The following is a 12010-nucleotide window of genomic DNA, read 5'->3' on the forward strand; positions in this document are numbered from 1 at the left end:
CTAAAAGTCTGAAAGTGTCTAGGGGATAGAACTAAAGCTTAGATTCCTGTAAACGGCTTATAAACTAATAGGAGAAGCAAAAGTGCCAAAAACACCAAATTATTTCAAAGATAAGACAATCTTCATCACAGGTGCTGCAAGTGGCATAGGGAAATCAACGGCAATGATTTTTGCCAGAGAAGCCTCTAACGTAGTAGCCACTGATATTGATGAGAAAGGTGCCATTATGACTGCCGACCACGTTGTTCAAGGCGGAGGGCATGGAATAGGCCTTCAATGTGACGTTACCGACCGCGGCAGTATTGAAAAAGCGGTTTCTCTGAGTCTCGAAAGATTCGGAAAAATTGACTTCCTCTTTAATTCAGCAGGCTCAGCAATAAAACGGGCAAAGTTTTTAGAGATCGATGAGGATCTGTGGGATCGAACATATGAGTTGAACGTAAAGGGAACCTTTTTATGTATGCAGGTTATAATTCCGCACATGTTAAAGGAAGGAAAGGGTGTGATTGTTAATATGGCTAGCAACGCCACTCGCACAGGCGGTGCCGCCAAATCCCCTCATTACGCATCGGCCAAGGGTGCGGTACACACCCTGACAATTGGTGTTGGCCGCGAATTTGCAGGTAGAGGCGTACGATGTCTATCGTTGTCACCATCCGCAGTTGATACCCCTTTCCAAGATATTTCTAGTAAAGAAATGCTTGATGCTTCAATTGAGGGAAACCCCATGAAACGTATGGGCACACCTGATGAAATAGCGGAAATGGTGCTATTTACATGTTCTGATGCTTGTGAGTTCATTAATGCCGATACGCTATACCTAACAGGCGGATCGAAAGCATAAGGGGGGGGGAGAACTTTTAATGCCTAAAACACCAGATTTTTTTGCGAAAAAAACTCTTTTTCTGACCGGAGCAGCTAGTGGCATTGGCGAAGCAACCGCTTATATTTTTGCTCGCGAGGGCGCTAATGTGATCTGCACCGATATTAATTTAGAGGGAGCTAAAAAAGTTGCCCGCGAGGTGAACCGAAGGGGAGGTAAAGGTCTTGCCATATCATGCGACGTTACCGAGCGAGCAAAAGTCGAGGTGGCCGTTGCCGCCGGCATAAAACATTTCGGGAATATTGATTTTCAATTCAACAATGCAGGATCTGCAATAAAGCGCTCCAAGTTTCTAGATATCGATGATGATTTATTTGAGAAAGCCTACGACCTTAATGTCAAAGGGGTGTTCTACGGTATGCAGGCTGTTTTACCACACATGCTCGAGCGCGGCAGCGGAGTGATAGTAAACACGGCCTCCATGTCTTATATCCGGGGAGGAGGCGGTCACTCAATCCATTATGCCTCAGCTAAGGGTGCAGTCGTTACTATGACAATGGGAGTTGCGCGTGAGTTTGTAAAAGAAAATATACGCTGCGTTTCAATTTCGCCAGCAGCTGCTGATACCCATTTTCAAGATATTTCATCAAATGATTTAAAAAAGTCGATGACCAATGATATTCCCATAGGCCGAATGGCCGATCCAGAAGAAATTGCCGAAGTAGTACTATTCCTCTGTTCTGATGCATGCCCTTATATCACCGCCGATACAATCAGGATTTCTGGCGGTGGTGGATTTCGTTAGGAGAAAAAGATGAAATTAACGCCCTTTGACGCACCCTTAGGCGCCGAAATTACCGGCATCAACCTGGCGGACGACCTCCCCGCGGAAACCATAGAAGAGCTTAATGCTTATTGGGCTGAATATCTGGTATTATGTATTCGTAATCAGAACCTTGCTCCACTAGATTTTCTTAAGGCAGGCCGTATTTTTGGCGATCCCTTCGAACAGCTCTACGGACAATTCAACCATCCAGATTATCCCGACATTGGTCTTCTAACTCATCAAGATGGCGATACGGTTGGCACTGGCAAACGGAAAATACGTGGCACCTCATGGCATACAGACGCTTCCTATTTCGAGTGTCCTCCGGCCGGCACGATGCTTTTCGCCCTTGAAATCCCAAAAGGTGGGGGAGACACCGACTTCATGTCAACTCGGGCAGCATATGAAGCACTGCCTAGCAGAACGAAACAGCAAATAAGCCAGCTTAAAGCTATTCACGTCTATGAAAGCAGCAGGTCACCCCGTAAATTAATTAAGCGTTCTCAAGACCAGGTGGAGAAATTTGGTGAACAAACCAAACACCCAATAGTACGCACTCATCCGGCAAATGGTTGCAAATCAATTTTTCTTAATCCTATCCGGGTTGAGTCAGTGGATGGACTTACCCGGGACGAAAGCAACAAAATTCTTGATGATTTGCATGATCACCTATTCCAACCAGAATTTCATTATCGTCACAAATGGAATGTTGGGGATTTTTTAATTTGGGACAACCGAAGCATTTTACATCAAGCGAATGACGATTACGATTGGCGCAGCCAGCGACGACTTCTATACCGTATAATGGTTAAGGGTGAACGACCTTTTTGACCACAATTCGGTCTCGTGACATATCTTAGAGATCAAGTGTATGCTTGCAGCAATGAAAGGCTTACATGCGCCTTAATTCACAAATGTACAAATCCTACACCACCCCAAGTGCATCCCGAAAACGTGTTTTCCAAACCGAAGCATCACGTTCAGCTGGCATTGCTAATTTTCCAGGGTCAGTGGCCGCAACTTTAAGTAAAATAAACGTGCTACTATTGGCGTTTCGTAGTAATTCACGTGCCTCCTTAAATTGACTTTGTTTTGTAACAGTTCGAACGGATTTGATATTGGCGCCTTCTGCCATTTTCGCCAAGTCTACACCGCGAAGAGTGTGGCTGGGTTGCCATCCAGTCTCCCCATAACGCTGGTTATCGATACATAAAATGCGGAGATTGGGAACCTCCATCGCTCCTATTGCTGCTAGTGTACCAACATTCATGAGAAGCTCTCCCTCTCCAGTAACAACAAGCACAGTTCTATCTGGCTGTGCCAAAGCCAATCCCAATCCAATACTACAAGCTGCACCCATCGCACCACTGAGTGGGAAGACATTGTTCGGATTAGCTCCAGTTGCATTCAGAACGTCGTCTTTAGCTCCTGCAAGCCCAGTCACGATGAGAAAATCATCGGTATCACCGAGTATGGCTTTCGTCGCTTTGCGGCGTTCAAGTTCACCAGCCTTAAGTTTGGCATTAGGTTTACTGACATGTTTCTTTGTGATTTTTTTAGCCATTTTTTTTCCTTCTAAGCGAATTTTTTTGCACCAAGGAGCTTCTGCGTGAGTAAAACAGCCATTGGCTGATTAGACCGAAATGCCATAGCGCCTGCCGCCTGAACAGTAGGCACTACCTCGTTCTCGTAATCACACGTGAGAACGGTCAAACCACAAGCCTCACAAACCGGTTTAACCGCTTGACCCATGGGAACCTGCCAAGGATTGGCTTCGCCAAAGTCACCCCGCATCGAGACAAGCATTAAAAGCGGGATACGGCCATTGGTATTTAAACTAAAAAAGTTCACGCAGTTTCCTACACCACTAGACTGAACACAAAGTGCAGCACGCTCTCCGCCAAGCCAAGCACCTACAGCAACGCCGACGCCCTCCTCCTCAGTTGACAAGGCAATGGAATGAACATCCTTGTCACTCAAAGAATTATCTATAATAGCTTTGTGCCCCGCATCGGGCACGTAAGCAAACTGGGTCACACCAAGGTCTTTTTTGAGTGTTTGATATAGCTTATCCTGCCAAATAGTTTTTTTCTTTGCCGCCATAAGCGTCCCCCTTACCCTTTGCAAATATACGCATGTTTTCGACAACCTCCATAATAATATATTCTGTTGCTTGCGCTAGTCCCAAACGCACGATGTGTACATTTAGATGACTTTACAGACCATAGAATTGGGCTAAAACCAGAGGAATCCTCTCAACGTAGGGCCCAATCAAACTTTATTTTTCAATTCGCCTCATTAGCCGCCTCTTTTTTTGCGATATTATCTGCAATTTTAATCAAATTCTGAGCGCGGTAGACAACCGGGTAATCGACCATCTTTCCATCAACCTCAAGTGACGCGCGACCTGCGTCAATTGCCTTTTGAAACTCCTCAATTATTACCCGAGCCTTTGCAATCTCTCCTTCATTAGGAGTGAACTCTTGATTAAGGATAGGAACTACAGCGGGATGAATACATGATGATCCTGCGAAGCCAAAACGACGGGATTTTTTTACGATCTCCCGCATTTCATCAAGTCTCGTGTAATCAGCCCCCGAACTGACCAAACCCATGGGCAAAACACCTGCCGCTCGTGCCGCTATTATTGATTGCTGTTTTGGAAACAAAAGTGTTTCAGTTGATGGCTCTACACCTATAGAAAGGGTGAAATCCTCGCTACCTAATCCAAATCCTGCAATACGCTCGTGTGATTTAGCAATCTCTGGCATTTTGAAGTAAGCTTCGGCAGTTTCAATACGAACACTCATAATTGTCGAACCCACATCCATACCACGTTCTGCTTCCAATTCCGAAATTGCTTCCGCAATCAACCGCACGTGGCCAGGACCATCACACTTAGGTAAGGTAATTCCAGTTATTCCGTGACCGATAACGGCCTCGAGATCAGGTATGGCGAGCCGTAGCGGACTGTTTATTCGGACAAAAACATCAGCGCCTCTCCTGCTAACAAGCTTTGCTGCATCGGTTACAAGGGAGCGCGCCATAGCTTTTTCAGAGGAAGCTATGCTATCTTCCAAGTCCAAAATTATAGCATCAGCGCCACGGGTATGAGCCTTCTCAACATACTTATCTACATTTACTGGCACGAACAGTAATGAACGCAGCACTAAACCTTCTTTAGCTTTTTCAGTAATTTCAGACATTTTTCCCCTTTACTTTAAAACGTTCCCCCAACCGTCCTCATAGGTGCGCCAAAGTATTCGACTTAGCCTATAAACCGGCAACGCCCTAATCTTAGCGCTGATCAAATTTCATTTCGATACGCCGATTACGGCGGTAAGCAATTTCGTCACTGCGATTGTCGAGAGGATATGAGGCAGCAAATCCGGTTGCGGCAAAACGTTTGGCAGGCAATCCCTGCTTGCGTAAGAATTTCACAACCGAAATTGCCCTAGCAGCAGAAAGCTCCCAGTTCGAAGGAAACTCAATAGTGCGGATGGGCCTTTGATCTGTATGCCCATCAACCCGAAGAATCCAGTCTATATCGTCCGGCACATTGCTGGCTATCTCTTTCAAGGTTCTGCCAAATTTCCTTAACTTATCCTTACCTTTGTTGCCAATAACTGCAGAGCCGCTCTTAAACAAAACTTCCGACTGAAAAACAAATCGGTCGCCAACAATTTGTACATCCCGACGATCACCAAGAACATCCCGCAGACGTCCGAAAAATTGTGATCTATAACGAGCTAGCTGATGCACCTTGCTTGCCAATGCTGCGTTAAGACGTTTGCCAAGATTAGCTATCTTTATCTGAGCATCCTTGTCTTTCCTTTCAGAAATCTCTAATGCCTTCTTAATCTCGAGAAGCTGAATACGAAGTGCGCTCATTTGCTGCTTTATTGACGTAAGCTGCGCTTTGGTGGTCGCAGAAATTTTCTTTTGCTCGTTAAGCGAAGTTGTTCGTTTATTGAGATTAACCTGTAGTTTTGCGGCATCTTGTTGAAATTTTTTCTTCAGCGTCTCAAGTGCCACCAAATCTTTTTTCAACAACATAATATTATTACGCGAGACCCTTATCTCGCCTTTTAATGCATTACGTTCTGTTTCGTTTTTTTCTAATTCGCGTTTAGCAGCCGCAAGGTTAGAAGCTAGAGCGTCTTCTCGCGAAATCGAACTCTCGAGGTCTGCACTTAATGATAGTTTCTCAGAAAGCAATGATGCTTTTGCCTTTTGTTCAACATCAAGAAGATCGGCTAATTCAGCCATCTTCACATTGAGTGACGCTAGAGCCTTATCGCGACCGACTAATGCGTCACTCAGATAGAATTGGGAAACCGCAAAAATCATCAATAAGAATATGATGACCATAAGCAACGTTGCTAGTGCATCGACAAAACCCGGCCAGATGTCAGGATTAGTTCGGTGTCGGCGTACCAAGGCCATGACGTTACCCTATTTCTCGCCCTTGGACAGAGCCGCAAGGGTACGCGCGAGAAGGCGAATTTCCGAACGTATCTCTGCAATTGTTTCGGCGCGCCCACTTTCCAGGTCCCCTGCAATCCTCGCCAAATTAGTTTCGACAGCCTTGTAATCAATACCCACACCGGACATGCCGCCACTTGGCGCCGTCAACCCAGAATTCCCGAGCTTCTCTAAAACGGGCACTAGCTTTTGTTGGCCCTCGGCAAGCTGAAGCATCGTTTGGCGTTCAGTCTTCATTATCTCTCCAAAACTGACAAGCGCATCCGCCATTTCAATTATTTTCTTGTTAGCCTCGAGACGGCTGGCTTCGCCTTTCTGTAGACTACGCTGCAAACTTTCGAGACTATCTGCAGTTTGTTCTAATAAGGCTTGCACAAAGGCCGGCACTGATTGGTCTCCTTCAACGCCGAGAAGCCCAGACCCGAGACGGGTTTGCCCAGAAAGCCAGTCCTCTAGTTCGTTATAGAAACGATTATGAGCCTGCCCTGCCTGCAGAGCTAGAAACCCTAATATTAGTGATCCAGCCAAACCAAAAAGCGAGGAACTAAATGCAGTTCCCATCCCAGCAAGCGGTGCCTTAAGGCCCAATCGTAAATTTTCAAAAAATTTCTCAGTGTCTTCACTGCTTACTGAAAGCCCGCCTATGACCTCGCCGACTGAATCGATGGTTTGAAGCAAACCCCAGAACGTGCCAAGCAACCCAAGAAATACCAACAACCCGATCATGTATCTCGATGTCTCCCTAATTTCATCGAGTCTCGCAGCGATACCATCAAGAAGGGTTCGTAACGCCATGGTGGACAAGCTTAATCGTCCTTCCTGGCGTTCACCTAACATACTAGCCATCGACGCTAACAAAATCGGCTCGGAAACTGAGGTTTTTGCTAATCCATCACGCTGGAAATTTTCGATCCATATGATCTCACGGCGCAGCAACGCAGTGCTGCGGAAACTTTGAACAATGCCAATTGAAAGGGCAAAAACAATGATGCCGTTTAAAACCGGATTGGCAAGGAAAGCCCCTGTCAAGGTGGGGGCCAGCAATCCCATGCCGATACCTCCAAACATTAAAAAAAGCGCCATGCGTAGAAGATACCTTGTTGGCCGCGTCATTCTCTGGTGTACGCCTTTCAAGCTTAAAATTATGAGTTCTCGCTATGAAACAGCGATCACTATTTACTTCTTAATCTCTATATCTACTCGGTCTGGATTCCCCTTTTCAACTTTATTGCCCAGCGCGCGAATATCCATTCGAGTACTGCGAATCCCGCTCTTCATCAAGTAGGTACGGACTGCAAGTGCTCTGAACAATGATACGCGACGGGCTTGACTTACCGAGCCTTCTGAGCTGCCAGCGTACCCTCTCAGCTGCAAGCGTAGAGATTTGTCCGCTTTCACCTGGTCAACCATTTTCTTGAAAAAAGATTCTGTGCCGGGCGGAATATCTGTTGATTTAGTAGCAAAGAACACTGTTACCTTCCCACCGTCAACGCTGCCTTCAGCAGAAGGCTGATTTGGCGACAGAGCACTCGTTTTTTGATTTCTCATTGTCTCTGGAATGCCCTTGACGGGGGGTGCCGTAATTACTGGCGGTGGGGGCACGATCGGGGTTAACGCTTCAGTGTCAGAAGAAGATGACAATGATTTTGGAGCTATAGTCTTAGGCACCTCTACAGTTGGTGGTGTTGGAATTTTAATTCTTGACTGATCTGCGCCAGCTAAGGGGGGAGAAGGAATCGTTTTCATAGATCCTTGTGATTCCGGCGGCACTGCCGGCGGAACAAGAGCATCCGGATTTGCGGTCTGTACTGTTTTTGGTAATGCCGGAACAACTTTAGCCTGGGACGCAGATGCTGCTGGTGCCGACGCTTTCGCCGGCAAAGATGCGGGTGCAGACGCTGTTGGCCTCGACGGCTTATTCTTTCGACCCAAACTGTCAACTTCGCTTTGCTTTACTTGCCCGAGTAGTCCCGGCCCCTTGCCCAACTTTTGCTTTGGTGGCGCGAGTGGTCGACTCGAAGGGCGTACAAGCTTTGTCCGAGGTACAGATCTTGGCGCAGTAACACGAGAACGTGGCGGGCGATCGGGTGCTGGCAAGAGCCTACTAGGCTGCCCTGATAGCTCTGGATCATACCCCTGCTGATATTTGTGAGGCCGCAAATAATCCCGTTCTCCGCGCCTCATCATGCTAGGTAAATTGAATCTTGGTCCTAGATCATCGAGAACAGATTCATCTACTATCACGTTAGGAGTTACCGTGGTCTGACATCTTGCCTGATTAATCATAGATGCGATAAAAATGACCGAAACCAAAAAAATACCAGTCGGTTTACAAGAACATCCGTTGGCTCGGGCAAAGACTGAATTTTTCATATTATTTCACTCGCACAACGCGTAGCACCCATATACTGCCCAAAACAGAGCAATGCTGCTTCAAAAAGTCACTGGCATTGTTCAATGTTAGTGAACATACCCCAGCCAGGGTCTACCAGACAACTGCTCATAATATAGAAAACAATTTAAGTTTAGGGAGACACACTACTTAAAACTGATTGCAGTTTTTGATGAAGGCTGTCATTTGTAGCGAGAATATCCTTCGCCCCCAATTCATACCGTTTCCCGTTGATTTCGCTCACGAATCCGCCAGCTTCACGAACTATAACTATACCAGCAGCAACGTCCCAAGGGTTTAATCCATTCTCCCAAAATCCCTCATATCGGCCAGCTGCGACATAAGCCAAGTCAAGTGCCGCAGAGCCAAAACGACGCACACCCGCAGTTTTGTGCATTACTGATTCGAGCTGATTGACGAATTTTGAGCCTGCGTCAGTGCCTTCGTGCAGCGCGAACGGTATGCCGGTCGCAAGTAAAGCCTCTTCTAAACGTGGTCTATATGATACTCTAATTCTACGATCGTTTAGGTAAGAACCCAGATTACGTTCAGCCCAAAAAACTTCATCCTTGACCGGGTCAAAGACAACTCCTGCGTATACCTCACCATCACGCTTCAATCCAACAGACACGCAAAAGTGCGGCAAACCATGGAGAAAGTTTGAAGTTCCATCGAGAGGATCAATAACCCAGACATTGCTGTTATCTTTTCCATGTACAACCCCCCCCTCCTCCATGAGAAAACCGTAGTCTGGGCGCGCCTTTGAAAGCTCATAACGGACAATTTTCTCAGCCTTTAAGTCTGCGTTAGACACAAAATCAGCCGGCCCTTTTCGGCTGACTTGTAACTGCTCAACCTCACCAAAATCACGAATTAATGCACGGCCTGCCCGTTCAGCCGCTCGAACCATGACATTTATCAAAGGTGTACGGCTCGCCATTTAATCTTTGGCACGCTCCGCATAGGAGCCATCCCCTGTGTTTACTACTATACGTGTTCCAGTCTCAATATGAGGGGGGACCGAAGTGCGCACTCCATTTTCTAAAACTGCTGGCTTGTAAGAAGAAGACGCTGTTTGACCTTTGACGACCGCGTCTGCCTCGGTAACTGTTAAAACAACAGTGTCAGGAAGAGTTACACTAATAGCCGATCCTTCGAAACTCTCAATGCTTACAGTCATGCCATCTTGCAAATATGCTATAGCTTCTTGGCCAATAATCTGCTCGTTCAAGGTAACTTGGTCGTAAGTTTCGTTATCCATAAAAGTGTAGGAGTCACCATCAGCGTATAAAAACTGAAAATCGTTTTGGTCTAGCCTCACACGCTCCACTGTTTCTGAGGAACGAAACCGTTCGTTAAGTTTCGTGCCATCACGAAGCTCTTTGAGCTCCACTTGCAAAAAAGCTCCACCTTTCCCTGGCTTCACATGTTGGGTTTTAATTGCCCGCCAAAGTCGCCCTTGGTGCTCTATGACGTTACCGGGCCGAATTTCGTTTCCATCAATCTTCATACCTGTACCATCGTGGATGTTAGTAAAGCGTTCCGATATAACCTGTCATCCCACGACTAGCAACAGCACGTTAAAATAAAAATGCTATTATCAACTTACAAAAATTCTATTGAAGTCATTGACGGCAGCGGCCGGACCCCCAGCATAGTCCCAAACACCTGACACAACACAAACCATGTCAGCACCCGACTCAACTAGTACTTTGCAATTATCAACTGTGATGCCACCAATCGCAACACACGGGACATTCGTAGTTTGCGTCCACCAAGAGAGTATTTCTGGGTCTGCGCGTTCGGTTTCGGCAGACTGTTTTGTTGATGAGTGGAAAAATCCACCGAACGCCACGTAGTCTGCTCCATCATCTGCTGCCTCAATAGCTAAATGCCTAGATTTCTTGCACGTTACACCCACAATTTTTTCTTCGCCTACAATTGAGCGTGCCTCCTTATAAGGTGTATCCTCTTGCCCCACGTGAACGCCGTCACACCCTAATTCGGCAGCGAGATCCGGCCGATCATTCATAATTACCGCCACATCATAGCTTTGTAGGATGGTCTGAAGACACTCCGTTATTTTTCTGATTTCATCGTCTTCCACCTGCTTCAATCTAATTTGTAGACACGCGACGTCGCCGCCATCAAGTGCTTGTTTAAGTAAATTTGAATATGTCGGCAGTTCAATTTTCGGGGGTGTGATCAAGTAAAGACGACAAGTTGATGCCATATTCCTAATAGCCTATTAGCAAGGACATTCTTCATATGATAGCAATAAAATTAATGGCATAACATGATAAAGATTATATATGAATCAATTACATGCCTAGTTTTTTATTCAGTAACCCTAACGCAACATCCTGAGATGATCCAAATTAAAGGATGAATAATTAGCGCTGCATTAAACCTTTATTTAAGTAGCCGATATTAACTGAGGCGATTAATTAGTGTAAAATTTTCAAGTCCATCACATGAATATCTGATAAAATGAAAGCCCCTAACCGGCGCATTTGTAAGAACTTTTAAATATTGGGTTTTTTTAAGGAGATCCATTAATGAATTTTGGGCAGGGCCCAATGAACCTAGAGAGAATACCCTTTAATGGTGATGGAAAGTACGTCGTGTACTTGCGTTTTGGTTTATCAGATACGAAGATATAAGAATTGACGATCTAAAGGGGAATAGGATGACCGTAAAACCAAATATTCTGAAACAAAAGCTCATTGCTGGCGAAATGGGACTTGGCTTCAGCGTCAATTACCTACGCACACCGGACGTTTCTAAAATTGCTTCTGCCTGCGGTTATGATTGGATCAAACCGGACATGGAACATGCGACGTATGATATTGATATGGTGAGTCAAATGTGTATGTCCGCGCTTGATGTTGGTTGCTCTCCGATAGTGCGGGTCCCAGGCAAACAGCATTTTCACGCTAGCCGAATACTTGATGGAGGGGCACAAGGTGTAATAATTCCACACGTTGACACTGTGGAGGAGGCCAAAGCTGCGGTAGACTGGTGCAAGTTTCCACCCATTGGGCATCGTTCCTCGCCTGGCCCGGTCCCGCAACTCTCTTATTCTAAATATAATCTTGCAGACACGATGCGTCTCTGTAACGAAAACACCCTCGTAGTCATAATGCTTGAAACTTGGGATGCCATTCAATTGGCTGACGATATCGCCGCAATCGAGGGAGTTGATGTTCTACACATAGGATCCAATGATCTCTCAGCGGATATGGGGATACCCGGACAGTATGACCACAATAAATTGATAGAATGCTACAAAATCATGACTGACGCCTGCAAAAAGCATGGAAAATTTGCCGGCATGGGCGGGATTTATGACGAAGAAAATGCTACTCGATTTATCAATATGGGGTGCCGATTTATTAACTCTGGTGGTGATCTCGGCTTCATGACAGCAGGAGCGAATAAGCGCTCTCATTTCCTCAATAATATTCAAGTTTGAAGGAGGGAA

The 12010-nt window shown here is 45.9% G+C and carries 13 protein-coding genes; 4 read left to right on the top strand and 9 right to left on the bottom strand.

Annotated elements, in window-relative coordinates; all coding sequences use genetic code 11:
• The first annotated feature begins 82 nt into the window (after nucleotides 1–82).
• The 3 genes from VX941_01010 to VX941_01020 are packed head-to-tail and all read left to right on the top strand — an operon-like array spanning nucleotide 83 to nucleotide 2480.
• Nucleotides 83–844: an SDR family oxidoreductase gene (locus VX941_01010; protein ID MEE2931988.1), complete on the top strand. Its 762-nt coding sequence runs from the start codon at nucleotides 83–85 to the stop codon at nucleotides 842–844.
• A gap of 19 nt (nucleotides 845–863) precedes the next feature.
• On the top strand, nucleotides 864–1628 hold the full coding sequence (locus tag VX941_01015; protein ID MEE2931989.1) for an SDR family oxidoreductase: 765 nt from the start codon (nucleotides 864–866) through the stop codon (nucleotides 1626–1628).
• 9 nt (nucleotides 1629–1637) lie between these two features.
• A complete protein-coding gene (locus VX941_01020; protein ID MEE2931990.1) occupies nucleotides 1638–2480 on the top strand; it encodes a TauD/TfdA family dioxygenase in 843 nt (280 codons plus the stop codon).
• Between the two features lie 94 nt (nucleotides 2481–2574).
• On the opposite strand, the gene VX941_01025 is transcribed toward VX941_01020, so the two are convergent.
• From VX941_01025 to thiE, 9 genes are all read right to left on the bottom strand, one after another.
• Nucleotides 2575–3213, bottom strand: coding sequence for a thiamine pyrophosphate-dependent enzyme (locus tag VX941_01025; protein MEE2931991.1), 639 nt, complete (start codon nucleotides 3211–3213; stop codon nucleotides 2575–2577).
• Nucleotides 3214–3224: 11 nt separating this feature from the next.
• Nucleotides 3225–3752, bottom strand: coding sequence for a phosphonopyruvate decarboxylase (locus tag VX941_01030; protein ID MEE2931992.1), 528 nt, complete (start codon nucleotides 3750–3752; stop codon nucleotides 3225–3227).
• A gap of 182 nt (nucleotides 3753–3934) precedes the next feature.
• The gene (locus tag VX941_01035) at nucleotides 3935–4855 is read right to left on the bottom strand and encodes a CoA ester lyase (GenBank protein ID MEE2931993.1); all 921 of its coding nucleotides are present in this window, start codon (nucleotides 4853–4855) and stop codon (nucleotides 3935–3937) included.
• A gap of 91 nt (nucleotides 4856–4946) precedes the next feature.
• On the bottom strand, nucleotides 4947–6095 hold the full coding sequence (locus VX941_01040) for a peptidoglycan -binding protein (GenBank protein ID MEE2931994.1): 1149 nt from the start codon (nucleotides 6093–6095) through the stop codon (nucleotides 4947–4949).
• Between the two features lie 9 nt (nucleotides 6096–6104).
• Nucleotides 6105–7247 (bottom strand): flagellar motor protein MotA, encoded by a 1143-nt coding sequence (locus VX941_01045; protein MEE2931995.1) that lies wholly within the window; start codon nucleotides 7245–7247, stop codon nucleotides 6105–6107.
• A 63-nt stretch (nucleotides 7248–7310) separates the two neighbouring features.
• Entirely contained in the window at nucleotides 7311–8507 is a 1197-nt protein-coding gene (locus tag VX941_01050) for an OmpA family protein (protein ID MEE2931996.1), read from the bottom strand.
• Between the two features lie 152 nt (nucleotides 8508–8659).
• The gene (locus VX941_01055; protein ID MEE2931997.1) at nucleotides 8660–9466 is read right to left on the bottom strand and encodes an inositol monophosphatase family protein; all 807 of its coding nucleotides are present in this window, start codon (nucleotides 9464–9466) and stop codon (nucleotides 8660–8662) included.
• Nucleotides 9467–10036, bottom strand: coding sequence for an elongation factor P (gene efp / locus VX941_01060; GenBank protein MEE2931998.1), 570 nt, complete (start codon nucleotides 10034–10036; stop codon nucleotides 9467–9469).
• Nucleotides 10037–10126: 90 nt separating this feature from the next.
• Nucleotides 10127–10759, bottom strand: coding sequence for a thiamine phosphate synthase (gene thiE, locus VX941_01065; protein MEE2931999.1), 633 nt, complete (start codon nucleotides 10757–10759; stop codon nucleotides 10127–10129).
• Between the two features lie 456 nt (nucleotides 10760–11215).
• Here thiE and VX941_01070 point away from each other — a divergent pair, with 456 nt between their 5' ends.
• Complete coding sequence (locus tag VX941_01070; protein ID MEE2932000.1) at nucleotides 11216–12001, top strand: aldolase/citrate lyase family protein; 786 nt, start codon at nucleotides 11216–11218, stop codon at nucleotides 11999–12001.
• The last annotated feature ends 9 nt before the right edge of the window (nucleotides 12002–12010 follow it).

It is taken from the genome of Pseudomonadota bacterium, from assembly GCA_036339585.1.
GTDB lineage: Bacteria > Pseudomonadota > Alphaproteobacteria > UBA8366 > UBA8366 > UBA8366.

Excerpts from the sequence above, each read along its gene's own strand:
- efp (MEE2931998.1), bottom strand. The coding sequence starts at position 10,036 with ATGAAGATTGATGGAAACGAAATTCGGCCCGGTAACGTCATAGAGCAC.
- VX941_01050 (MEE2931996.1), bottom strand. The coding sequence starts at position 8,507 with ATGAAAAATTCAGTCTTTGCCCGAGCCAACGGATGTTCTTGTAAACCG.
- thiE (MEE2931999.1), bottom strand. The coding sequence starts at position 10,759 with ATGGCATCAACTTGTCGTCTTTACTTGATCACACCCCCGAAAATTGAA.
- VX941_01040 (MEE2931994.1), bottom strand. The coding sequence starts at position 6,095 with ATGGCCTTGGTACGCCGACACCGAACTAATCCTGACATCTGGCCGGGT.
- VX941_01055 (MEE2931997.1), bottom strand. The coding sequence starts at position 9,466 with ATGGCGAGCCGTACACCTTTGATAAATGTCATGGTTCGAGCGGCTGAA.
- VX941_01035 (MEE2931993.1), bottom strand. The coding sequence starts at position 4,855 with ATGTCTGAAATTACTGAAAAAGCTAAAGAAGGTTTAGTGCTGCGTTCA.
- VX941_01070 (MEE2932000.1), top strand. The coding sequence starts at position 11,216 with ATGACCGTAAAACCAAATATTCTGAAACAAAAGCTCATTGCTGGCGAA.
- VX941_01020 (MEE2931990.1), top strand. The coding sequence starts at position 1,638 with ATGAAATTAACGCCCTTTGACGCACCCTTAGGCGCCGAAATTACCGGC.
- VX941_01015 (MEE2931989.1), top strand. The coding sequence starts at position 864 with ATGCCTAAAACACCAGATTTTTTTGCGAAAAAAACTCTTTTTCTGACC.
- VX941_01030 (MEE2931992.1), bottom strand. The coding sequence starts at position 3,752 with ATGGCGGCAAAGAAAAAAACTATTTGGCAGGATAAGCTATATCAAACA.
- VX941_01045 (MEE2931995.1), bottom strand. The coding sequence starts at position 7,247 with ATGACGCGGCCAACAAGGTATCTTCTACGCATGGCGCTTTTTTTAATG.
- VX941_01025 (MEE2931991.1), bottom strand. The coding sequence starts at position 3,213 with ATGGCTAAAAAAATCACAAAGAAACATGTCAGTAAACCTAATGCCAAA.